The sequence below is a fragment of the Streptococcus sp. UMB1203 genome, from assembly GCF_030217725.1.
In the GTDB taxonomy this organism is placed as follows: Bacteria; Bacillota; Bacilli; order Lactobacillales; family Streptococcaceae; genus Streptococcus.
This window is the reverse complement of the sequence record NZ_JASOOK010000010.1, coordinates 26,693-50,891: the sequence shown is the minus strand read 5'-3', so window position 1 is coordinate 50,891 and position 24,199 is coordinate 26,693. Positions and strand designations below refer to the sequence as shown.

Genomic DNA, 24,199 nt, shown 5'->3' with positions numbered 1-24,199 from the left:
ATACTATTTATCAAAGTTCATTTAAAAATTTATCAATAGCCTCATCAACTTCGGATTGAGAGACGGTTTTAACAGTCGCTTCTTTTGCTAGAGAAGTTACAATTTGTTTGCCATATCGCTTTCCGACAATTCTCCTATCCAAAATAAGAGTTAAGGAACGTTGGTGTTCGCGTCTCATACTTCTTCCTAAAGCCTGCTTTAAACGAATAATGGCCATTGGCAATTGATAATCATAAAAGGCATTTTCCCCTTCTTGATTCAGTTCCTGATTAATCTTTTTCGTCAAGGGCTCTTGAGGATTTTGAAAAGGAAGTCTTGGTACAACTTGAATCACAAAAGGATGACTTGAAAAATCAACTCCCTCCCAGAAACTTGCTGCACCAAGCAGGATTTGTTGTTCACCTTTTTCAAAACGTTTCTTAAGCTGATGAACATCCCCATTTTTATACTGAGCCAAATGACTAACTGGAAGTAAATCCGATACTGCTAGAAGCATGTCTTTAGAAGTAAAGAGAACTAAAATCGGTTGTTGGAAAGCTTGAACATCCATCAGCAAATTAGCTACCTCTTGAGCATAAACTTCTAAGGAGGTTTCTGTTACCAAGGGAAAATCCTTGACCAAGACCACTTCTTGATCCTGTTTTTTACCAGCTTCAATCTTAACAAATTTAGCTTCGGGATAGCCTAACAGGTCTGCCAAAGAAACTCTCTGACTAATCTCAAGAGTAGCCGACACTCCCAAGACTTGACATGAATCAGGCACTAAAGAAGATAGAAGAATACGGCCTGATTTTGTAGAAGAAATCTGAATTTTCTTTTGACTCGTTTCAGTTGCTTCAAGCCAGTAATCACCTTCAGCCGTAAAATAGCGAACCAGTTCCTCAAAGCCCTCTACTTTTAATTCTGAAAAATACTGGTGAAGATTGGCCAGAGAATCTAAGATATTTTTCCTAGATTTGCCAGACTGAAATTGCTCTATCAAATAGAGACACTCAAAGCGAATACTTTCTAGTATTCGTTGTTGAATTCTGTTTTCTTCTCCTACCAAAGCCTTATCAACTAAATCAATAATAGACTGGATATCGTAGGACTCTTGAAGCAGATTTTCTAGAGCCAACAAAACTTTTTGGACTTCATCAATAATCAATAAACGGTCACTGACAAATTCAGGATTATCTTCAAGTCTGGTTACAAGATAGGCATGATTGGTCACTAAAAGCTTACAGGCTTGTGCCCTTTCTTGACTTCGTTTCCAGAAATCTTCCGTCACAAATAAGCTTTGAGATGATAAATTCCCGTCATGACGAAGGTCTGCTAGAAAATGTTGGTAACGGTAAAGTTGCCCAATTTCATCCAAATCTCCTGTCTCTGTCTCTGTCAGCCAGACCAAGAGTTGCATTTTAAAGCGTCTAAATAAGCGATTTTCATCATTTTCCTGCAAGGAACGATAAAAGGCATCCAACTTCAGATAATTGTGTGGTCCCTTTAAACTATGAATATCTATATGGAACACTTCCTTGAGACGTTTACCTTCTTCTTCCATGATTTGATTTTGAAGAATCTTTGTCGGAACGCTAAGGACAATCTGACGATTTTCCACTTGGGACAACGCAGGTAAGAGATATCCATAAGTTTTACCAATCCCTGTCGGAGCTTGAATCAGAGAGACAGGCTCATCTTTCAATAGCAAGCCAACCTCTTTAGCAAAACTTTCTTGTTCCTCCCTCACTTCAAGGTTCAACAGAGAAATATTTTTAGAAAAATCCTGAGATAGTTTTCGTGACTCCAGGGGAGCTCCAGTTTTCTTGAAATACAGTCTTTGAACTTCGACCAAGTCTAGAGAACTCAGGATAGATTGGCTGCGATAAATTTCTTCAATAACCAGGTAGGACTCATATAAGAGGGCGTCAGCCATTTCCAGCAGGCGTTCCAAGAGACCTTTAGGAAGCTGTGCCATCTTTTCTCGTAGAAAAAGGAGTAATTCCGCAGTAGCTTGGGCATCTGAAAGGGCTGTGTGAGCGTGTTTTAGAGGAATTCCTAATTCTCGACACAATATCGGCAAACTATATTTTTCCAGTTTAGGAAAAAAGACCTGAGCCAATTCGACCGTGTCAACACGAGGATTTCTTAGTTCATAGCCTTCAAAAAATAAATTTTCCGCCAAGAGATTGGCATCAAACTGAACATTATGGGCTACAAAAATCCCATCCTCCACCAAGTCAAAGATTTTTCTAGCAACTTGCGAAAAATCAGGTGCTTGCGCCAGACGTTGGTCTGTCAATCCTGTCAGTTCTTTTATATGAGCATCCAAGGGTTCATGTGGATTGACATCTGTCGTATAGTGATCGACGATTTTTCCATCCTCAATCACGACAATTCCCACTTGGATAATTTTAGCCTTACTACCTGTGCTAGTTGCCTCTAAATCCACCACAACATAGCGATTACCAATCGTTTTCATTATAAAAAATTATACCAAAAAAAGGGCCATTTGGCACCTGCAAACATGGGATAATTTTCAAACTCGAGAAGGTTACTTGTATTAAAAATTCCAGCAAACAGAGCATCCTAGCCTACTAATTCTTTGAAAATATTGGAGAATAAGAAAAATTGAGAGAAGAAATGTTTGCATCTTCCTTCTCTCAACGAATCATTTACTTTATTTAACCATGTCAGGATCGTAGTCATAAAATCCTGTATCAAGGAAACGGTTTTTAGGGTGAAGTTTACGAACTTCTTCATCCAGCAAGAAGGCTTGGTCATGGCTAAAGTTACCCTCTTGAATCAAGCTACGCGCTTGGATAAAGAGTTTTGCAATCTCAACAAAGTTCTGACCAGGTGTATAGAGACCTTCTAGTTTCCAGTGAGTAAAGCCATGTTCCACCAATTCTGTCAATTTGGTCATCAAATCAAGGTCATTGTTGGCAAAGATGTGGGTCCCATGATTGTCTTCAAAAATGGAATAGTGGCTCTCTGGGTCACTTGGCTCAGCCAAGAAGAGGTCACGCTTGCGCGTCTTTTCGTCATCGATATGTGTAAAGTTATAATAGTTTTGCAAGAGAGGACGCTTAGAATGGTGAATAACGCTAGCTCCGTAAACCAAAACTTCAGCAGGAATTTCCAAAATCTCTGGCATTTTGAAGAGTTCAGCAGATGGAATTTCACGCGCCAAAACAGCCTCAGATGCGCCAGCCTTTTGTCCCCAGAAGTTAATCTGGCGACTGCTAGTTACCATGGTTGAAGCATCGTAGATGGTCTTAAAGGAATAACCATCGCGGTTGACTACGTAAAAGACACCTGCATCCCCAATCGTAATGTAGTCTGTCTTGATTTCTTCCAAGAAATCAAGGAATGGCTTGATACGATCCATCATGTCTTGGTGCATGAGTGCATTAACCGCAACGATCAATTCCTTACCAGCATCATGAACCAACTTAGCGATTTCACGCAATTGGTCATAACTAAAGGTCGTTGGCAGACGAAGGCCAAAATCTTTCTCACCGACATAGATACGGTCTACGCCAGCTTCGAGCAGTTGTTTAACTTGTTCAATACTTTCAGCAGTTGCTGTAATGATAATCTTTTCCATAAGAAAAATTATACCACATTTCTGGAAAATCAGCCATTCTTTAAAAATGAAAAGGGACTTTATTCTTATTGTAACCTTTCTGTAATAATTCTCTGCTGAAAAAATGATAAAATAGGTATGTACTGTTAAGGAGAGAATAATGCCCGTAAGAAAATTACAATCCTATGAGGTAGACTATCAAGAAGAATTAAGCCAGCAGGTTCCTCGCTATCAAGATTATACACCTGAAGCGCAGTCTGATGCCAATCTCAAGGAAATCCTATTTTTTGTTAATATCGCTGTTTTTTGTATCTGTATTGCTATCTTTAGTTTTATCTTTTTAGCATTAAAATTATCACCTGCTCTTGCCTTTGCCGCAGCAATCGGATCCAGCTTACTTGTCTTAAAAGTTCAGCGCTTTATCATCAAACAAAAACGTAGAAGATAAATCCAAAATATCGCCCCATCTGGAGCGATATTTTTATTTTTTCTTTTTAGATGGTGTGTGGATGGCAATCTTCACTTCAAAGATTGTTCCCTTTGGTTTATTATCTTTAACAGTAATGGTTCCTTTTAGGGCATCTACAATTTGCTTGGCTAGGGATAATCCTAACCCAAAACCACCTTTTTGACGGGTTCTAGCCTTATCCACTCGATAAAAGCGGTCAAATATTTTCTTCTTATCTTCTGCTGAAATACCGACTCCATTGTCGGAAACTAGCAAATAAAGATTACGATCAGTCGCTGAGATAAGAAAATCAATTTCACCATCCTCCTCAGTATATTTGATGGCATTATCAAATAGGATGGTCATCAGTTGTTTCAAAAGAAGTTGATCTGTGACAATCGTTCGATGGATCCGATTTTCAAAACGAAAGACACGGTCATTTTCAGAAGCAATCATCTCATAGTTTGTGAAAGTCGTATTGAAAAAACTGGTTGGAACTTCTGCAAGTTCCGGCTTAATCCCATCATCTCTCCGAGCTAAGTTCAGCAAGTTTGTCGTCAAAAAACGCATATTTCGGACTTCTTCCAAACTAGACGCAATGCTTTCGCTCACATCCATAATGGTTGCTTCTGGCTTACGAAAAAGGGTCTCTAAACGATTTTGCAAAACTGCAAGTGGAGTTCGTAACTCATGACTGGCATTTTCCACAAAGGACTGTTGCTTCTGCATGCTCTCAAGCAGGGGCCGAACACTGACCCTAGCTAGATAGAGACTGGCAAGTAAAGACAAAATCCAGAAACTAGCCATCACAATCACAATCAATTGCTCATGCTTTTGACTAGCCTGCTCCAACTGACTGGTATTAATCAAGACAGCTGCATACTTGATATTGGTTGAAACCGAACTGATATTGGTTTCCATCAAAATCATACGATAGATTTCTTCTTGTCCATAGCTATTAAAAACCTGAATCTGATAGATATGTCCTAGTTCTTTCTTCTCTAACTTAATCTTATCCAATCCCAAAAATCGATTTCCAGAAAGGAGCTGGGTAAAATTCTTATCAAAAAGAATGACTTCTGTGTTGGAACTGACATTGGGTTTTATCTCAGTCTTGCTAGTATCTGTAGCGGCATTCTCTAAATCTTTAATCTCTTCTGTTGCCCTATTTACAGCAAGCTGAATAACTGCTTGAGGATTTTCACTTAGTCCATGAAGCTTATCATCCACCGAAGTATAGAGACTCGAGTGCATGACCTGCAAAATAATCAGAGTCATGGTAGAGAAAATCAGAGTGAATACACCAAAGTTACGGATAAAATAACTAAAGTCATCCGCATACCATGTTTTTTTTAGTTTACTGAACATCTTTTAAAATATACCCAACACTGCGCAAGGTTTGCAAATTCTCTGCAAAAGTGGTTCCTTTTAATTTCTTACGGACTTTTGAAACATAGACTTCGACAACCGAAATCGTTGTATCACTATCAAATCCCCATAGACGATCAAAAATCTGAGTCTTAGGCAAAATAACATTTTGATTTTGAAGGAAATAAACTAATAAATCGAACTCTTTCCCCAACAATTCGACAGGAGTATCTTCGACTTTAACGGTATTAGTTGACAAATTAACCACAATATTTCCATAAGTCAAGGTGTTTTCATTAAATTTACCTGAACGTTTGAGAAGGGCTTGAATCCGCATTTTGAGTTCTTCTAGGTAGAAAGGTTTGGTCAGATAATCATCCGCTCCCAGTTCAAATCCATGTCCCTTGTCATCCAAACTTTCCTTGGCGGTCATGATCAGAACTGGAGTCGTAATCCCCTTTTCACGCAATTCTTTCAAGACTTGGAAGCCATTTTTTTCAGGTAACATTAAATCGAGCAAAATCAAGTCATAGACGCCACTTTCAGCTTCGTAGAGACCTTCCTCCCCATCAAATACCTGCATGACATCCGCAAAATCGTCTAAAAAGTCAAATACTGAATTTGACAGGCCTAGGTCATCCTCAACCAATAAGATTTTTATCATGAGAAACTCCTCCTTAATAAAACCATTATACCAAATTTGCCTTAAAAAAAACTCAACTCTCTGCATTTTACATGAGATAGCTGAGTTTTCTTTTTATTTTAGGCTTATTTATGCATTTCCGTATTGAAGAACGACTGCTTCCACTGCAGCTTTTTCACGGTTAATCAAGTCAACACGCGCTGCAATTTCCTTGATTCCCATACCGATGTTACGGCTAAGAGCAAGGTCAGAAAGTTGCGGTTCAAAGAATTCCTTGTACTCTGCGAAGCGTTGCTGAGTCTTAAATACGTGAGCAGGAAGGATAACAAAGCTATCAAAGCTCATATCTCCTCCAAGGGCTGCCTTAATCCAAGCCCAGTTTTCACGCGCCCAAGACCATGCTGTTTCCTGAGTTGCTTGATGGCTTAAGAACTGGAAGTACCAAGCAGACAAGTCTTGTGGTTTGACCACAAATTTGTCCTTCCAAGCAGCAATCAAGTTTTGGATATTATCCGCATCTGTACTGTATGCAAGAGCTGCTGCCAACTGGCGTTTAAAGACAGCATCTGTTGCGTGAGTATAAGTATCAAGATAAAGTGCTAACAAGTCTTTAGTCTCATGATGTTTCATCTCATTGATCAGAACTTGTGAGCGAATAGCTGCTGGAAGTCCTGCAAGATTCTCCTTGTGAGCCGCGAAGATTTGGCTAGCGACTTGGCTAGCTTCTGCATCATTTGAGCGAATCATCATAGAAACAGCCAACTGACGAACCAATTCATCCTCATCTGATTCACCATCTTTAGCTTCAAAACCAAGACGGTCATAGTTGTGACGAGCCAATTTAGCAACCAAAGCTTTGAAGGCTCTTTCAGCTTCTGTTCCTTCATCGATAAAGCGCTCAAGGGCAGAAATTACTTGAGAAACAGCTGAAACGACAAGGTAAGATTCTTCTTTAGCAAGTTTATCAAGGACTGGAAGCAAGTCTGCATAAGAAATGTGCCCTGCTTCAGCAAGCAAACGACGTTCTTGAACGATCTGCAGTTTACTTGTGTTATCAAGCTCAACTAGGTCAGCAAGAACTGCATCCAACAAGACTCCTTGATAGTCGGTAATGTAGTGGGCTGTATTTTCAGTATTGAAACGAAGAGCTCCGTCATTTTCAGCAAGAAGGGCTGCGTAGCCAGGGATTTCGATGCTTTCAGTTTCGAGTGTATCAGGCAAGCCTTTCCAGTTGCTGTTTAGTGGCACAACCCAGAGACGGTTCTTATCTTCGTGCTCACCGATGAAGAATTGCTTTTGCGAAATCTTCAAGACATCATTTTCAACTTTGACAGTAAGAACTGGGTAACCAGGTTGTTCCAACCAAGAATCCATAAAGGCTGCGACATCACGTCCAGACGCGTGACCAAGGGCATCCCAAAGGTCACGACCAATTGTATTGCTGTATTGATGTTTTTCAAAGTAGGCATGCAAACCTTTGGCAAAATCGGCATCACCTAGCCAACGACGAAGCATGTGCATGAGGCGACTTCCTTTGGCATAGACGATAGCTCCGTCAAAGAGCGTATTGATTTCATCTGGATGTTTCACTTCGACGTGAACAGACTGAACACCATCAGTCGCATCACGTTTCAAGGCAGACGGAACACCACCTGTTTGGAAATCTTCAAAGATATTCCAGCTTGGTTCAATAGCATCCACACAGACGTACTCCATCATGTTAGCAAAGCTTTCATTGAGCCAAAGGTCATCCCACCATTTCATAGTTACCAGGTTACCAAACCATTGGTGAGCCAATTCATGGGCCACAACAAGGGCAACTTGTTGACGGCTGGCAAAGGTAGAGTTCTCATCCACAACCAAGTAAACTTCACGGTAGGTCACAAGACCCCAGTTTTCCATAGCACCAGCTGAAAAGTCAGGAAGGGCGATGTGGAGAGATTGAGGGATTGGGTATTTAACTCCATAGTAATCTTCGTAAAACTCGATAGAGCGAACAGCAATATCCAGTGAGAAATCAAGGTTAGAAAGTGGGTGAGCTTTGGTTGAGTAAACACCTACAAGGGTACCATTTTTAGTTTTAGCGGTCACACCTTGCAAATCACCGGCGACAAAGGCTAACAAGTAAGAAGACATGCGAGGTGTTGTCTCAAACTTCCAGATACCTGTTTCCTTACGGTTTTCCACTTCGATTTCTGGCATGTTAGACAAGGCTAACTCACCTTCTGCTTGGTCAAAACGAAGAGCGAGATCAAAAGTTGCTTTGGCTTCTGGCTCATCCACACACGGGAAGGCTTCGCGCGCAAAATGGCTCTCGAATTGAGTAGACAAGACTTCCTTCTTGACTCCGTCAACTGTGTAATAAGAAGGGTAAATCCCAGTCATGTTATCCGTGATTTTTCCTGAAAAGGCAATAACCAAGTCAACTTGACCAGCCTCAGCCAATTCGATATGAAGGGCTTCATTTTCATGGTCAACTGTAAATGGGCGAGCTTCCCCTGCAACTTCTACAGAAGCGATTTCCAAGTCTTTTTGATGAAGGGAAATGCTGTCACTCTGTGCTTGCCCAGTGATGGTCACTTTCCCTGAAAACGTCTTGGTCTCACGACTCAAGTCTAAAAATAAATCATAATGTTCAGGAACAAATTGCTTAATAAAATGTTCAACTGCTTGCATAATTTTCTCCTATTCTAAGTTTAAGAGCTGCTGCTCTTCTTCAAACAAACTTATTATATCATGTTTTGCTGGAGAAAAAAGGATTGGACGGCGATTTCCAAAACTTTCTTCCGTCTAACAGTCTACAGTGGGTAGACCTTGCGAAATTCTTCTAAAACAACCTTGCTTTCAGGTGTAAAAGTCAGTCCTGCTTCACCCAAACAGTCTGTGAAAAAATCCTCATGAACCTGACGCCAATAGGTAAGTGATTTGTCTCCCTCACCTTCCTTATAGGCATGTTGAGCAGAAACTTGATTGAAGGGCTGGACAGAAACCTTTGTAATTTCGACAATACAGACAGCCTGATTTTGACTATCTAAAATGACATCAAAAGTTCCTTCTTGAGGAAGAGACTCGGCTTCTAGTGCATAGAGGTCGTAGGCTGAAGCTGTTGCAGTCTTTTCGCCTCTTAAAACCAAATCTGCTAAAAGGTCTGGTTCCACTCCAAAAGCCCAAGCATCGATTTCATCTCCTATAGAGGGGTTAATTTTCTTGTAGGCATTCCACATTTCTTGCGGTGTCATGGGCGCTCCTTTGTAATTTCTTACTTTCTTCTTTTATATGTTTGAGATGGTCTGGATAGCCAATTTCTAAATCAAATATCTCTGGAATAGAACTGTAGTGAATAATGCACTTGATACTCAACTGATTCATTTTTTGTATGAAAGAATCATTCAGATAGCCTGCTACAGCAAAGTCAATCTTTTTCATCCTTGCTTTATCCTGCATATCTCTTAGCATATCTAACATAATTGGACTTTCCATATCATGCCATTGACTGTTTCTCACAGTGGCAAAAATAAAAGAAGTCAAATCATTCATTCCAACTACAATCTTTGAAATGCCCGTTTCCAGTATCCTATCTAAGTCAAAATACGCTGACGGCAATTCAATCATTGTGCCGATTTTCCCAGTAAAACCCTGCTGACGCAATACTGTAATAGCTTGCTTTAACTGCTCAGCATCATTGACAAAAGGAAAGATAATAGATAGATTGGGATTATTTTGATAAACTTCTGTAACGACATGTGCTTCAGCCTGAAATTCATCCGGACACGCCAGCAAACGCCTAGTTCCTCTATATCCAAATAAGGGATGATTTTCATCAAAATACTCTTTAGTCCCCTTTAGACAATTAGCTTCTGTATTCGTTAATTCAGAAAAACGATACCATACCTCTTCATCTGAGTACAAGAAGCAAATAGTGTTTAGATAATCTTTTACAAATTCCTGACAACTTGGTAACAGGATGTTTTGGTTGATCTCTCTCGACAAATACTCCCCACGAATCATTCCAATGTGGTGAAATAGTTGTGGGTAAACTTTTTCAAGAATTTTTTCTCCACTAAGGGCAAGTTGGTTTCTCATCATTCACCTTCCAATTCATGTAAGAAGTCTTGTCCAGTTCTGGAAATCCTAATAATTCAGTCTTAACCTTCAAGACTAATGGCGATGCATTTTCTTCTGTGATTTTTTGAATATCCATCCAAACATATCCCAGCGAATCATTCGCACCATCAGATACAGCTTCCGAAATCGTAACTTGAGGTGCCTCCTCATTCATTTCAACATCATACAAGGCCATGACATGGTGAACCATAACATTTTTTAATTCTTCCCTGACAAAAATATCGTAGATTCGAGGATTGGAGTAGCTTCTAACAGCATATCCCGTCTCTTCCATAACTTCTCTAGTCAGCGTTTCCGTCAGTCCTTCACCAAGTTGCTGTCTGCCTCCAGGTAGATCATACCGATGTCGATAAGGGCCTCTCGTTTTTTCAATGCAGAGTAACTTCCCATTTTCAAAGCAAACAGCGTAGACTCCAAAGTGTCTTTTGATTTCCATCAGATCCTCCTACTTCAAAGACCATCCGCCATCTATTGTCAGAATTTGTCCTTGCATGGCACTCGCTTTCCCACTTGCTAAGAAAAGGCTAATCTCTGCTATTTCCTCTGGCTCAATCCAGCGCTTGATTGGTGTTTCACTAGCCACCCAGTCCGCTAAACCACCTGGCTCAAAATCCGCAGCAGTCATAGCTGTCTTGACTGCTCCTGGAGCGATACCAAAGATCTGAATCCCAGCTCCAGCATAGTCTAGAGCCAACTGCTTGGTAAATCCTGCCAAAGCATGCTTAGATGAAGTATAGGCGTGACCACCACCTCCTGCTAGACTCGAAGCGATAGAGCACATGTTGATAATAATCCCTTTTTTATTCTCCAACATTTGAGTCAAATAATGCCGAGTCAACTCTACTGGAGTAACGTAGTTAATTTCAAAAATCTCTTGAATTTCCTGCGCTGATTGTTCCAATAGGGGTTTATAATCATCCAAAACTCCAGCAGTATTGCACAAAACATCAACCTGAGGACACCAGTCAAAAATAGGCTCCAAGTCCAAAGTTAAATCTCTCTGTAAAAAATGGAAATCACCCTGTAAGAGTGGATTTTCACCTTGGTCCACTCCATAAACTTGATAGTTATTCTCTAAAAAAAGTTGAGCTTGAGCCAGGCCAATTCCTGAACTCACTCCTGTAATGAGTACACGTTTAGTCATGGACTTCTACCCAATCCGTCGCCAAAACATCACAAGGTGTCGGGCTCCACATGGAAAAACCTTCTCCTTCTCCAGACACGTTAATTAGGAAATAAGGTGTCACTTCAAGTGCAACCCCGTTTTGTTCAATGGTGTCAAAAAGTTGGACATAGTTTTCAGCACCTCCCCAACCAGTTCGTACATATTTTTTCTTAGCCTTTAATCCAGGTAGAATTTCTTCAAATGTCATGTTTTTCTCCTTTAATATCAATAATTCTCCCCTTCATTATAACAAAAAAACCGCTTTAAAACGGCTTTTTGACTGTGATTTATTTACATCTGCTTCTACTTACGGCAAATTATTCCCTGCAGCAAGATAAATTTCATACCATTCTTTTCTTGTTAAGCTAAAGTTTGCCGCTTGGCTAACTTCTCTCAAGTGCTTAGGATTTGTTGTACCTACGACTGCCTGCATTTTTGCTGGATAACGCAATATCCAAGAAATGGCAATAGTTGAAGAGGTTACTCCATATTTAAAAGCTAAACGATCAAGTACTTGATTCAAAGATTGAAATTTCTCATTTCCAACAAAGTTCCCTTTAAAATACCCGAATTGTAAGACAGACCATGCTTGAATGACCACATCGTGTAATTTGCAATATTCAAAAATGCTGCCATCTCGCATAGCTGCTTGACTATCTTCCATATTAACATGAAAACCTGATTCGAATCCTGGTGTAAAAGCCGCACTCAATTGTAGCTGATTAACAGCTAACGGCTGCTTGACATCTTTTTTAAGCAACTCCATCATCATAGGATTTTGATTAGAAACTCCAAAATTTCGAACCTTACCTTGTTTATAAAGGAGATCAAAGGCTTCTGCTACTTGGTCAGATTCCATCAAAGCATCTGGTCGATGAAGGAGCAAGCTATCTAGATGATCTATCTTCAATCTTTGCAAAATTCCGTCAACTGATTTTATAATATAGTCCTTAGAAAAATCAAAATAGGTAAATTCTTCAATGCGAATTCCACATTTTGACTGAATCCACATCTCTTCTCTTAAATCTTGACGATTTTTTAGGACAAGACCTAACAGTTCTTCACAACGACCACGACCATAAATATCAGCCAAGTCAAAAGCATTGATTCCAACAGACAGTGCTGTTTCTACAAGCTCTTCAACTTCTTTTACAGACTTATCTTCTATTCTCATCATTCCGAGAACAATTTCTGATAATTCTTTGTCACCTTGACCAAGAGTTATGTATCTCATCAAATTTTTCTCCTTTGATTCTACATTCTTCAATTAATTATAACAAAAAACCGCTTTGCAACGGCTTTTTGACTATATTTCACTCCATGTTATCTTCTTAAACCCATGAAACAAGACAAAGATTCAAATATTATAGAGCCTCTATTTTTACCCAATCACACTTCCGTTTGGTACAGCTGAATCAACTGTAAGAAGGGTTAATTGTCCATCATGTTCAGCTGATAGGATCATCCCTTGGCTGACATATTTCTTCATCATTTTACGAGGTTTGAGGTTAGCAACGATTTGAACTTTCTTGCCGACCAATTCTTGTTCGTTTGGATAGTATTTGGCAATTCCTGAAAGGATTTGACGATCTTCACCATCACCAGCATCCAAGCGGAATTGAAGCAACTTATCTGAACCTTCTACTTTAGACACTTCTTTGACTTCTGCGACACGGATTTCGACCTTGTCAAAGTCTTCAAACTTGATTTCTTCCTTGTTTAGTTTGAGTTCAACTTCGTCTGGGTTCCACTTTTTTTCGACTGCTGGTTTGTTGCCTTCCATTTGTTCCTTGATATAGGCGATTTCTTCTTCCATATCCAGACGTGGGAAGATTGGTGTTCCTTTGGCAACTACAGTTACACCTGCAGGGAAGTCAGCCAAGCTCAAGTTCTCAAGGCTAGCAACTTCTGCTAAACCAAGTTGAGTCAAAACTGCACGACTGGTTTCCATCATAAACGGTTCAATCAAGTGAGCTACAACACGAAGGCTGGCTGCCAAGTGACTCATAACACTTGCTAATTGGTCACGAAGAGCTTCATCCTTGGCCAAGACCCATGGAGCTGTCTCGTCGATGTATTTATTCGTACGTGAAATAAGAGTCCAGACTGCTTCAAGTGCACGTGGGTAGTCAACTGCTTCCATGTGTGTATGGTAGTCTGCGATTGATTGTTCTGCAACCTCAGCAAGAGCATGATCAAACTCTGTCACGCCCTCTACATAGGCTGGAATTTGTCCATCAAAGTACTTGTTAATCATAGAAACAGTACGGTTGAGGAGGTTTCCAAGGTCATTAGCCAATTCATAATTGATACGGCCAACATAGTCTTCCGGAGTAAAGGTTCCGTCTGAACCAACTGGAAGGCTACGCATGAGGTAGTAACGAAGTGGATCTAGTCCAAAACGCTCTATCAACATTTCAGGATAGACAACATTCCCTTTAGATTTAGACATCTTTCCGTCTTTCATGACAAACCAACCATGACCAATCAAACGTTCTGGCAATTTGATATCCAACATCATAAGAAGGATTGGCCAGTAGATTGAGTGAAAACGAAGGATGTCTTTTCCAACCATATGGAAGACTGTTCCGTTCCAGAACTTGTCAAAGTTAGCGTGTTCGTCTTGATCGTAGCCAAGAGCTGTCACATAGTTGAGTAGAGCATCAAACCAAACATAGACAACGTGTTTTGGATTTGATGGGACTGGTACACCCCAGGTAAAGGTGGTACGAGATACCGCCAAATCCTCTAAACCTGGCTCAATGAAGTTGCGAAGCATTTCATTCAGACGACCATCTGGAGTGATAAATTCAGGATGGGCTTTGAAAAAGTCTACCAAACGATCTTGGTATTTGCTGAGGCGAAGGAAGTATGATTCCTCAGAAACCCATTCCACTTCGTGACCTGATGGAGCAATACCGCCAGTCACATTTCCAGCTTCATCACGGAATACTTCTGCGAGCTGGCTTTCTGTAAAGAATTCTTCATCTGAGACTGAGTACCAACCAGAATATTCACCCAAATAAATATCATCTTTAGCCAGCAAGCGTTCAAAGACTTGCGCCACTACTTTTTCATGGTAGTCATCAGTTGTGCGAATAAACTTATCGTATGAGATATCGAGTAATTGCCAGAGTTCTTTAACTCCAACTGCCATTCCATCAACATAGGCTTGAGGTGTAATGCCAGCTTCTTCTGCTTTCTGCTGGATTTTCTGACCATGCTCATCAAGACCTGTCAAATAAAAGACATCGTAGCCCATCAGGCGTTTGTAACGTGCTAGGACATCACAAGCGATGGTTGTGTAGGCAGAACCGATATGAAGTTTACCAGATGGATAGTAAATCGGCGTTGTAATATAAAAATTCTTTTCAGACATAATTTTTCCTTTCCAGGCAAATGAAACCTGTTTTTCTAACACTTCATTATATCACATTTTTAAGGATTTTCGATAGGGAAATCTATACAAAAACAAGATAGACGAGTGTCCATCTTGTTGATTTTATTCATAACGAAGGGCTTCGATTGGATCAAGTTTCGATGCCTTGTTGGCTGGCAAGACTCCAAAAATCATACCTACGCTAGCCGAAACTGCAAGACTAAATAGGGCAACTGGAATTGATACTCCAACTTCTATACCCGCAATCAAACCTTGTAAAAGCATACCAGCTATAGCGGTTAAACCTGTCGCAATGGTTAGACCAATGACTCCACCTAGTAAGGTCAAAATCATAGATTCAATCAAAAACTGAATTAAAATATTAGCACGCGTTGCACCCAAAGCCTTACGAAGACCAATCTCACGGGTACGCTCTGTCACCGAAACTAGCATAATGTTCATAACACCAGTTCCTCCAACAAAGAGAGAAATTCCTGCAATGGCGCTAATAACCGTCGTCATAAAACTAAACGATTGTTGAATTTCTGCGAATGCAGCTGACTCATCTGCTACTTGATATTCTCCCTGTTGCAAGCCAGCAAGCTCTGTCATTTTTCGTGCTAATTCTGGACCCAAAGTTTGAGTCAAGCTTGTGTCATTCACTCGAAAGACAATATTAGCTATTTCATCTACATTAAAATTCGCAGCAAGGGAAGTATTTGTAGTAATGGGCAAGCCACCAAAACCATATATTTTTGAACGTTTAGCCTCTGGACTAGTATAAACCCCAATGACCCGGTAACTAAATCCATTGACTTCTACAACCTTGTTAATAGCCTCTTGAGGAGAGCCAAATAAACTAATGGACAATTCTTCATCAAGCAAAATAACACTTGCAAATTCTTTGAAATCTTGCTCTCTCAGACTACGACCTGCAATGATTTCATTCTTAACAGCGTCCATATAGGTTCTATTCGCGCCTGTCAAATTGGCATTTTCAACCTTTTTATCTTTATAAGTCAAGATGGCGTTAGTTGAGTTGGTTACATAGTAATTATCCACTCCCTTGAGTTTGGCTGCCTCTTTAACCCAGGATTCTTGCGGTTTTGGCGGTTCAACATGAACTTCCTCTTCTTTTCCAGAAACCGTAAAAGCTGATTGTTTCTGAGTAAAAGACCCATCTTTACTTTTTTTAGAAGAGAAAAAGACACTAATATTCTTCTGAGATTTGGTCATATCTTTGTTGAGTTGACGAGATAGGGAGTCACCTAGAGCCATAATCACAACAACTGATGAAACACCGATAATAATCCCAATCATGGTAAGCAAAGAACGCATCTTATGAGCCATGATAGATGAAAAGGCAAATTTCAGATTCTGCATCTTAGTTTTCCTCCTTTTCTAACTGAGCACTATCAGATGAAATAACTCCATCGCGAATGACAATCTGACGTTTGGCATAAGCAGCGATTTCAGGCTCATGCGTTACCATGATAATAGTTTTTCCTTCTTTGTTCAAGTCAACCAATAGTTGCATAATTTGATTCCCTGTTTTGGTATCCAAGGCTCCTGTCGGTTCGTCTGCTAAGATAATAGAAGGATTGTTTACCAAGGCACGCGCAATAGCCACACGTTGCTTTTGACCACCAGATAATTCCGAAGGCAAATGATGACTACGTTCTGTCAATTCAACCTTATCTAGATATTCCTCAGCTAACTTGCGACGTTTTGAAGCCGAAACTCCTGCGTAAATCAAGGGCAATTCTACATTTTGCAGAGCATTGAGTTTAGATAGAAGAAAGAACTGCTGAAAGACAAAACCGATTTGTTGGTTGCGAACCTTAGCTAGTTGTTTTTCACCCAATCCAGCCACTTCTTGACCTTCAAGATAATACTCTCCACTACTTGGTGTATCCAACATGCCAATCGTATTCATGAGAGTAGACTTACCAGAACCAGATGGTCCCATAATGGCAACAAACTCACCCTCATTCACTTCTAGGTTGATATTTTTGAGAACCTGCAGTTCTTGGTCACCGTTACGGTAGCTTCTGCAGATATTTTTTAGACTAATTAGTTGCTTCATCAGCCTTCACCTCTTTTCCTTCCTCTAGAGAAGACGTTGGGTTACTGATGACCTTGACTCCATTTGTCAGACCTGAAGTGATTTCTTGGTTGTCTGCATCAGCATTGCCCAAACCAACTTCCACTTTCTTGGCCTTTTTCTGCTCGTCAAGCACCCAGACATAGTTCTTATCATTTTCAGTCACAACACTTGTTAGAGGAACCAGAATAGCTTTACTCTTATTCTTGACCTCAACACTTACTGAGAATCCTTGTTTCAAATCACCGATTTCACTTGTAACATCGATGGTATATGGATATTTAGAGCCAGAATTACCGCCTGCTGCTACAGCTGTACTTGCTGCTTCGCCATTGTTTTTAGGGTAATCAGAGATATAGCTAATCTTACCAGTCCAGCTCTTATCTTGGTAAACTTTAGAAGTAAAGGTTACTTCTTGACCTACAGATAGGTTGGCGAGGTTATATTCAGACAGTTCTCCCTTAACTTGCAAGTTTTCATTACTTACGACATGAACGACTACTTGGCTAGCTCCTGTTGGAGATTTAGAAACATTGTGGTTGACTTCGACCACAGTTCCCTCTAGGGTACTGAGAACCGTCATTGCATCTAACTGACTTTGAGCCTTACTTAATTGTGCTGCTGCATCTGCACGAGCATCACGGGCATCACCCAACTGAGCGTCAATAGATGATACCGAATTTCCTGAGACTGCAGCTTGAGTTTGGGTTGCAGCTCCTTCGCCTCCTGCTGGTGTTGGCAACTGTGGAGTAGGAGCTGAAGCGGCTTCATTTCGCGCTTGGTTGAGTTCGTTGATATGACGATCTGCCTTAGCTACTGCTCGACTCGCTGAATCATAGGCCGCCTGTGCTTCTGAACTACTGTACTTGACTAAAGCCTGTCCTTCACTGACTTTATCACCCACAGAAACAAGGATTTCATCTAAATCACCCTTACTAGCATCAAAATAAACATATTGTTCATTTTTTGCTGTTACTGTCCCTGATAATAAAACAGAGGATGCCACGCTTCCTTCCTTGGCAACAACAAGATGAGTAGCCTCATCTTTTACAGCAGTCTGAGAAGGTTGTCTAAAGAGCAAAATGCCCCCAGCACCCAATACAACTACACTTGCAGCACCAATTGCTGCATACAATTGCCACTTTTTAGCTTTACCATTCTTTTTCATAATGAAACTCCTTTTTGATTTAAAGTTCTTAACAATATTATACAAAAATTATCAATTTGAAACAATAACATTTCAGAACGAAATAATGACATTTCAGGATTTAATTATTGTTCGGAATTTATTTTACAATCATTGTACTAGTTATATAATACACTTTATTTTTCTTTTTTGCAAGCCTTTTCTTTAATTTTTTTGAACGTAGCAGATTTTTGCAATCAAATCAAAAAAAAGATAGAATATGACTATCAAAAAATGACACTCTACTATTTAAAAGAGTACAAAGGAGTTTTCAATGAGAGAATACGATATCATTGCTATCGGTGGAGGTAGCGGAGGAATTGCTACCATGAACCGTGCTGGTGAACACGGAGCCAAAGCGGCCGTTATTGAGGAAAAGAAACTAGGCGGAACTTGCGTCAATGTCGGCTGTGTTCCTAAAAAAATCATGTGGTACGGGGCGCAAATCGCTGAAACTTTCCATCAATTTGGGGAAGACTACGGCTTTAAGACTACTGATCTTAACTTTGACTTTGCAACACTACGTCGTAATCGTGAAGCCTACATCGATCGCGCTCGTTCTTCTTATGATGGCAGTTTTAAACGCAACGGAGTAGACTTGATTGAAGGTCATGCTGAATTTGTAGATTCTCATACTGTTAGCGTAAATGGTGAGTTGATTCGTGCTAAACATATCGTGATTGCTACTGGTGCCCATCCAAGTATTCCAAATATTCCTGGTGCTGAGCTAGGTGGCTCTTCTGACGATGTATTTGCTTGGGAAGAATTGCCAGAGTCAGTTGCTATTCTAGGCGCGGGTTATATTGCCGTTGAATTGGCTGGCGTGCTCCACACTTTTGGTGTCAAGACAGATCTCTTTGTTCGCCGTGATCGTCCTTTACGTAGTTTTGATTCTTATATCGTTGAAGGTTTGGTCAAGGAAATGGAAAGAACAAACTTGCCACTTCATACTCACAAAGTCCCTGCCAAGTTAGAAAAAACTGCTGAGGGCATTACCATTCATTTCGAAGATGGTACTAGTCACACAGCTAGTCAAGTTATCTGGGCTACAGGCCGCCGTCCAAACGTTAAGGGCTTGCAACTTGAAAAAGCTGGAGTAACTCTGAACGAACGTGGCTTTATCCAAGTGGATGAATACCAAAATACTGTTGTTGAGGGAATCTATGCTCTAGGTGATGTAACGGGCGAGAAAGAACTGACTCCAGTAGCTATCAAGGCTGGGCGTACCCTATCTGAACGTCTCTTTAACGGAAAAACAACTGCAAAAATGGACTACTCAACTATTCCAACTGTCGTCTTTTCACACCCTGCTATCGGAACGGTTGGTTTGACAGAAGAGCAAGCTATTAAAGAATACGGTCAAGACCAAATCAAGGTTTACAAATCAAGCTTTACGTCTATGTACTCTGCTTGCACTGACAACCGTCAAGAAACACGTTTCAAATTGATCACAGCAGGTTCAGAAGAAAAAGTTGTCGGACTTCATGGAATTGGCTATGGTGTTGATGAAATGATTCAAGGATTTGCTGTTGCTATCAAAATGGGAGCAACCAAGGCAGACTTTGATGCAACTGTGGCGATTCACCCAACTGCATCCGAAGAATTTGTAACTATGCGTTAATCGAAGCAAAAGAAGCTGATACAAATGTGTCTGCTTCTTTTTTGATGTTTTAGAATCAACAAAACAATTACCCACCTTAACCAGTAAGCAAGATCGGCCGTTACAGTTTTTGTTACCTTGTTTTAAAAAATTGGTTGACAATAATTACTCTACGAGTATAATAGTTACTATACATCAGAAAAGAGGTTAACTATTTTGAAAAAAGCTCACGTTTATGCTATCCCTGCTATTGGGGCTGCTCTCATTGCTGTTTTGGCACAAATCAGTCTTCCAATTGGACCTGTTCCCTTCACTCTGCAAAACTTTGCAATCGGCTTGATTGCTACTGTCTTTAGACCGAGAGAGGCTGTACTTTCTGTTGGACTCTATCTTCTTCTAGGTGCTATCGGTCTTCCTGTCTTTGCAGGAGGTGGAGCTGGTTTTCAGGCTTTAGTTGGCCCTACTGCAGGCTATCTTTGGTTTTATCTCGTTTACTCTGGACTTACTTCCTCTCTAACCAACAGCAAGAGCGAGATTGTCAATATATTTCTTGCAAACCTCTTGGGTGATGCCCTTGTCTTTGTCGGCGGGATTCTCAGCTTGCATTTTCTAGCTGGAATGGCATTTGAAAAAGCTCTTGTTGTGGGAGTTCTTCCCTTTATCATTCCAGATCTTGGTAAAATTATTGCTATTAGTTTTATTAGCCGTCCATTACTTCAACGCCTTAAAAATCAGGCTTACTTTGCTAACTAAAAAAGGATATCGAGTTATCATGACTCAGTATCCTTTTCTTTTATTTTGAAAATTTAGTTTCCTTTAAAGGCATCCACCATGGTTTGAAATTCTTCATTGGAGAGAGTAATCCCTTTGCCCATTTTAGTATGGTCTGGACTCCAAGCACGAATATCAAACTTTGCAGGGGCACCATTAAAGCTTACACGGTTGATTTCCTTAGTCCAACCTTTTTCGTTTTCAGAAAGAGTCAACAAGTGCTCTTCGATTTCAAATGTAAATTCTGCCATTTTCTTCTCCTTTTTTAGCTTTCATTAGTTTATTCGTAAAATCTTGTAGATTTTAGGAAAATTTTATATAATATTGATATAAAAGAAGGGAGGCCACTATGAGACATAAATTCCAGCAAGTTCTAGATAAAATACATGATTTTTTAAATGGACATGACCAACCTGACCAGACTGAAAGCAACTCCCTTACAGACACTATTGAAGAGGCTATCCAGAAACAAACTGCTGTTCACCTTATCTTGTCTGAGGCAAGTTTTACAGGTGATATCATCAAATACGATCAGCAACGCCAGCAAATTATCGTGAAAAATTTTGCCAAAAATGTGACCCGTATTATCCGCATAAGCGATATTCAACGCCTGCGATTTGTCCCCTCAACTGTCCAAACAGCCCAAAAAAATAGATTTAAGAAAGAGTGAGATGTAGTTGTTTCATCCCACTCTTTTTTCTTAGCGAATTTGTTCAAAATGTAAATGAACTGCGATATGATCTCCATAACCACTTCTTTCCAAGTCACGTTGTAGACGATAGGAAATGTAGTGTTCTGCAATGGTAATGTAACCTGCACCCAGTAAACGATGTTCAACCATAGACTGAATCATGCTAATGGTAGCACGTTCCACCTTGGCCTCTTCCAAATCCAAAACCACTTTCTTAGTGACTTGTGCAAGGTTTTGACGTAAATCATCTGTCAATACATAGACAGTCTGGGCTGCTTTTAAGATAGCTTGGTAAATCTTATCTGGATTAAATTCAGCAATTTCTCCATCACGTTTGATTACTTGCATAGGTATCTCCTTTATTCTTTGTTTTCTTTGATTTCTGCCAGCATTTTTTCTTCTTCTGCTGTCAGTTGATAATGTTCAAGTAAATCCGGTCTGCGTTCATAGGTTTTCTTTAAACTCTCATACAGGCGCCACTGACGAATCTTCTCATGGTGTCCACTCATCAGTACATCTGGCACGACCATACCACGATAATCATAGGGACGTGTGTACTGAGGATATTCAAGAAGGCCTGAAGAAAAACTATCATCTTGGTGGCTAGACTCCTTGCCAATTACTTCTGGAATCAGGCGTACCGTAGCATCAATCATTGTCATGGCTGCCAATTCACCACCAGTTAAGACATAATCCCCCAAGGAAATCTCATCTGTCACCAAGGTCTTAATACGCTCATCATAGCCCTCATAGTGACCACAGATAAAGATCAGTTCATCTTCTTTGGCCAAATCCTCAGCATAGGCCTGATCAAACTGCTTTCCAGCTGGATCAAGGAGAATGACGCGAGGATTTTTCTTTTCAATAGCATCAAAGGCATCGAAAATGGGTTGGGCTCGGAGCAACATCCCCTGACCGCCTCCATATGGTTCATCATCGACGTGACGGGCCTTCTCAGCATGTTCTCGAAAATTATGATACTGGATATCCAAGAGCCCTTTTTCACGAGCCTTTCCAACGATTGAGTGCTCTAGCGGAGAAAACATCTCTGGAAAGAGGGTTAAAATATCAATCTTCATCGTCTAACCCTTCTAAGATTTCCACATCGACACGGTTATTTGGAATATCAACATTGAGAATCACTGGTGGGATATAAGGCAATAACAAATCACGCTTGCCTTTTCGCTTGACCACCCAGACATCATTAGCACCTGGTTGTAGGATTTCCTTGATGGTTCCAATCAAGTTATCACCCTCATAGACTTCCAAACCGATAATCTCATGATAGTAGAACTCACCATCATCTAAATCGTTTAAATCTTCCTCAGCGACCTTGAGACTGTATCCCTTATACTTTTCGATAGCGTTGATATGGTACATATCTTTGAATTTAATGATGTCAAAATTCTTCTGTTTACGGTGGCTAGCAATGGTCACTGTTTGAACAAACTGATCTTTTTCATCAAACAAGGCCAGCTCAGCCCCTTTTTTAAACCGTTCTTCTGCAAAATCCGTCACAGACAAGACTCGCATCTCACCCTGTAACCCCTGCGTATTAACGATTTTCCCAACATTAAAGTAGTTCATCTTGTCTCCTGTATTCTCCTTCTTTCCATCTTATTCTGACAACTCTTGAATAATAGCCGCAATTTTTTCTGATTCGGACCATTGTAAATAATGGTGATTCCCTCCTAAAATGAGTTTAGTATTGGAAGTCCAATATTCTGATTCTCTGTACTCTTTTTCTCTATAAGCCTGACAAAAAATAAATACAGGGACATGAGATTCTATCGACAAATTCTCAAAATCTTCCCCAGTAATCTCTCCAGATATCTGAAATTCTGAATCTTGATTTTGCAACTCTGAACCTTTTTCTTGCATTATTTCCCAGATTTCTTTATTAGTTTCAGGCCTAAATGTGGCTTGAGTTAAGTTCTTAAAATAAAGTTCAGGACCACACTCCTCAATCAACCTCATCTGCTCTTCCATTTCTGGATAAGGATTTTCTGAAAAATCAGCAAACATGACTTTTTTAGTTGTCGGTTCAATTGCTACTAAAGCCTGACACTTAATTGGTTTGTTGAGCAATTTGCAAGCTAAAATTCCACTCAAACTATGTGCACAAAGTATATATTCAGAAATCGCCAATTCTTCAAGTACTTCATAAACCGCATCTGCAAGATTATCCAGATTTTTTCCAGCTTGGTCATGAATCGGACTTCTACCTGTGTTTGGAAAATCAATTGTCAAATAACCAATTGTGGGAGGAAGTTTTTCGAGTATAAGTGAAAAATTTTCATAACTTGGTAGCAAACCTGCGCCACTTAAACAAACTAGCATTTTCTTTTGCTTTTGATAAGTAACAGAGAGACTACCAATTTCTGTAGATACTTCAATCCTCTTCATAAAGAAATCCACTCGTTCTATATAATGAATTATTAAAAATCCTTATCCCTTATTTTATCACGTTCTATGGATTTTCTCAAGTTGGAGGAAAATACTTAGAGGGACCGTTATAGTCCAAAAAGTGCTAATATTTTCCTCTTTAATGTTAATTTATATTTGAAAGATGAGATATTTACATTCCCGTTATACATATTGCTATAAAATGTATATTCCCCAATTTCACCCTGACTTGTTTTCCATTTCATTCTTAAACTAGGCATATTCTCTGGTAAATTTGTATGAATCAATAAGCATGTATAATTTTTTAAATTTTTAACTGTATGCAGTTTATCATTATCAACTAAACGATTACTTTTTGAATCATAGATTAAAGAATAAAATTCTATAATTTCAATATCAACTTCCTTTGGATAAAAAATCAAATGATTATAATGTTTATCATTTTCATCATGTTTAAACTCATATATATGATGAAATCTCGTATGTAAGGAATCAAATTCGATTGGTTTAATTACCTGAATTTCGATATTATTGATATAGGCCTTATTCTGAAAACTAATTTTTAAAATTACACCTATAAAAGTCAAAATCTGTAAAATTCGCAATAACCAATCAATGTACATTGCCCAATCTATGTTTAAAATACAATCAATGTTCATTCTTTTCCAGTCCCCCTTTAAAAAGCCTTCCAAGTCACGATTATGCTATTGCTTGATGGATGAAATTTTACACTTGTCCTCGCAAA

The 24,199-nt window shown here is 39.7% G+C and carries 25 protein-coding genes; 4 read left to right on the top strand and 21 right to left on the bottom strand.

Going from position 1 to position 24,199, the window contains the following annotated elements:
- Positions 1–10: 10 nt before the first annotated feature.
- Positions 11–2,461, bottom strand: coding sequence for a bifunctional DnaQ family exonuclease/ATP-dependent helicase (locus tag QP439_RS04065; RefSeq protein WP_261082721.1), 2,451 nt, complete (start codon positions 2,459–2,461; stop codon positions 11–13).
- Between the two features lie 198 nt (positions 2,462–2,659).
- Positions 2,660–3,589 (bottom strand): peptidase U32 family protein, encoded by a 930-nt coding sequence (locus QP439_RS04060; RefSeq protein WP_000411191.1) that lies wholly within the window; start codon positions 3,587–3,589, stop codon positions 2,660–2,662.
- Positions 3,590–3,728: 139 nt separating this feature from the next.
- Here QP439_RS04060 and QP439_RS04055 point away from each other — a divergent pair, with 139 nt between their 5' ends.
- Entirely contained in the window at positions 3,729–4,016 is a 288-nt protein-coding gene (locus tag QP439_RS04055; RefSeq protein ID WP_001145229.1) for a DUF3270 domain-containing protein, read from the top strand.
- A 33-nt stretch (positions 4,017–4,049) separates the two neighbouring features.
- On the opposite strand, the gene ciaH is transcribed toward QP439_RS04055, so the two are convergent.
- From ciaH to QP439_RS03990, 13 genes are all read right to left on the bottom strand, one after another.
- On the bottom strand, positions 4,050–5,384 hold the full coding sequence (gene ciaH, locus QP439_RS04050; protein WP_084947592.1) for a two-component system sensor histidine kinase CiaH: 1,335 nt from the start codon (positions 5,382–5,384) through the stop codon (positions 4,050–4,052).
- Positions 5,374–6,048 (bottom strand): two-component system response regulator CiaR, encoded by a 675-nt coding sequence (gene ciaR / locus QP439_RS04045; RefSeq protein ID WP_000590639.1) that lies wholly within the window; start codon positions 6,046–6,048, stop codon positions 5,374–5,376. The genes ciaH and ciaR overlap by 11 nt, the downstream gene beginning before the upstream one ends.
- Positions 6,049–6,156: 108 nt before the next feature.
- Positions 6,157–8,703, bottom strand: a complete 2,547-nt coding sequence (locus QP439_RS04040) for a M1 family metallopeptidase (protein ID WP_285387777.1) — start codon at positions 8,701–8,703, stop codon at positions 6,157–6,159.
- 122 nt (positions 8,704–8,825) lie between these two features.
- Positions 8,826–9,266 carry an ASCH domain-containing protein gene (locus tag QP439_RS04035; RefSeq protein ID WP_000188807.1) on the bottom strand — a complete coding sequence of 147 codons (441 nt, stop codon included), beginning with the start codon at positions 9,264–9,266 and terminating at the stop codon, positions 8,826–8,828.
- Positions 9,226–10,110 (bottom strand): putative PEP-binding protein, encoded by an 885-nt coding sequence (locus tag QP439_RS04030; RefSeq protein WP_285387773.1) that lies wholly within the window; start codon positions 10,108–10,110, stop codon positions 9,226–9,228. The genes QP439_RS04035 and QP439_RS04030 overlap by 41 nt, the downstream gene beginning before the upstream one ends.
- Positions 10,088–10,588 (bottom strand): NUDIX hydrolase, encoded by a 501-nt coding sequence (locus tag QP439_RS04025; protein ID WP_004256498.1) that lies wholly within the window; start codon positions 10,586–10,588, stop codon positions 10,088–10,090. Before QP439_RS04025 ends, QP439_RS04030 begins: the two co-directional genes overlap by 23 nt.
- A gap of 9 nt (positions 10,589–10,597) precedes the next feature.
- A complete protein-coding gene (locus QP439_RS04020) occupies positions 10,598–11,296 on the bottom strand; it encodes a 3-oxoacyl-ACP reductase (protein WP_285387771.1) in 699 nt (232 codons plus the stop codon).
- Complete coding sequence (locus QP439_RS04015; protein ID WP_000141913.1) at positions 11,289–11,525, bottom strand: DUF2829 domain-containing protein; 237 nt, start codon at positions 11,523–11,525, stop codon at positions 11,289–11,291. Before QP439_RS04015 ends, QP439_RS04020 begins: the two co-directional genes overlap by 8 nt.
- Before the next feature lie 99 nt (positions 11,526–11,624).
- Entirely contained in the window at positions 11,625–12,551 is a 927-nt protein-coding gene (locus QP439_RS04010) for an aldo/keto reductase (protein ID WP_285387769.1), read from the bottom strand.
- A gap of 147 nt (positions 12,552–12,698) precedes the next feature.
- On the bottom strand, positions 12,699–14,696 hold the full coding sequence (metG, locus tag QP439_RS04005) for a methionine--tRNA ligase (protein ID WP_285387766.1): 1,998 nt from the start codon (positions 14,694–14,696) through the stop codon (positions 12,699–12,701).
- A gap of 123 nt (positions 14,697–14,819) precedes the next feature.
- Positions 14,820–16,079, bottom strand: a complete 1,260-nt coding sequence (locus QP439_RS04000; RefSeq protein WP_261024294.1) for an ABC transporter permease — start codon at positions 16,077–16,079, stop codon at positions 14,820–14,822.
- A 1-nt stretch (position 16,080) separates the two neighbouring features.
- Positions 16,081–16,782 (bottom strand): ABC transporter ATP-binding protein, encoded by a 702-nt coding sequence (locus tag QP439_RS03995; RefSeq protein WP_000811469.1) that lies wholly within the window; start codon positions 16,780–16,782, stop codon positions 16,081–16,083.
- A complete protein-coding gene (locus QP439_RS03990) occupies positions 16,766–17,971 on the bottom strand; it encodes an efflux RND transporter periplasmic adaptor subunit (protein ID WP_261024478.1) in 1,206 nt (401 codons plus the stop codon). Before QP439_RS03990 ends, QP439_RS03995 begins: the two co-directional genes overlap by 17 nt.
- 289 nt (positions 17,972–18,260) lie before the next feature.
- Between QP439_RS03990 and gor the strand changes: the two genes are divergently transcribed.
- Complete coding sequence (gene gor / locus QP439_RS03985; RefSeq protein ID WP_285387763.1) at positions 18,261–19,607, top strand: glutathione-disulfide reductase; 1,347 nt, start codon at positions 18,261–18,263, stop codon at positions 19,605–19,607.
- A gap of 195 nt (positions 19,608–19,802) precedes the next feature.
- Positions 19,803–20,339: a biotin transporter BioY gene (locus QP439_RS03980; RefSeq protein ID WP_000709040.1), complete on the top strand. Its 537-nt coding sequence runs from the start codon at positions 19,803–19,805 to the stop codon at positions 20,337–20,339.
- Between the two features lie 53 nt (positions 20,340–20,392).
- On the opposite strand, the gene QP439_RS03975 is transcribed toward QP439_RS03980, so the two are convergent.
- On the bottom strand, positions 20,393–20,608 hold the full coding sequence (locus tag QP439_RS03975; protein WP_000807422.1) for a YdbC family protein: 216 nt from the start codon (positions 20,606–20,608) through the stop codon (positions 20,393–20,395).
- A 98-nt stretch (positions 20,609–20,706) separates the two neighbouring features.
- Here QP439_RS03975 and QP439_RS03970 point away from each other — a divergent pair, with 98 nt between their 5' ends.
- Positions 20,707–21,027, top strand: a complete 321-nt coding sequence (locus tag QP439_RS03970) for a hypothetical protein (protein WP_001216097.1) — start codon at positions 20,707–20,709, stop codon at positions 21,025–21,027.
- Positions 21,028–21,057: 30 nt separating this feature from the next.
- Here QP439_RS03970 and QP439_RS03965 read toward each other — a convergent pair whose 3' ends face one another.
- The 5 genes from QP439_RS03965 to QP439_RS03945 form a co-directional block, all read right to left on the bottom strand.
- Entirely contained in the window at positions 21,058–21,396 is a 339-nt protein-coding gene (locus QP439_RS03965; protein ID WP_001196040.1) for an ATP cone domain-containing protein, read from the bottom strand.
- A gap of 11 nt (positions 21,397–21,407) precedes the next feature.
- Positions 21,408–22,127: a tRNA (guanosine(37)-N1)-methyltransferase TrmD gene (gene trmD / locus QP439_RS03960; RefSeq protein ID WP_285387746.1), complete on the bottom strand. Its 720-nt coding sequence runs from the start codon at positions 22,125–22,127 to the stop codon at positions 21,408–21,410.
- Positions 22,117–22,635, bottom strand: a complete 519-nt coding sequence (gene rimM, locus QP439_RS03955; protein ID WP_045611339.1) for a ribosome maturation factor RimM — start codon at positions 22,633–22,635, stop codon at positions 22,117–22,119. Before rimM ends, trmD begins: the two co-directional genes overlap by 11 nt.
- A 30-nt stretch (positions 22,636–22,665) precedes the next feature.
- Positions 22,666–23,454 (bottom strand): alpha/beta fold hydrolase, encoded by a 789-nt coding sequence (locus QP439_RS03950; protein ID WP_285387743.1) that lies wholly within the window; start codon positions 23,452–23,454, stop codon positions 22,666–22,668.
- Between the two features lie 107 nt (positions 23,455–23,561).
- A complete protein-coding gene (locus QP439_RS03945; RefSeq protein WP_285387741.1) occupies positions 23,562–24,113 on the bottom strand; it encodes a hypothetical protein in 552 nt (183 codons plus the stop codon).
- Positions 24,114–24,199: the final 86 nt, after the last annotated feature.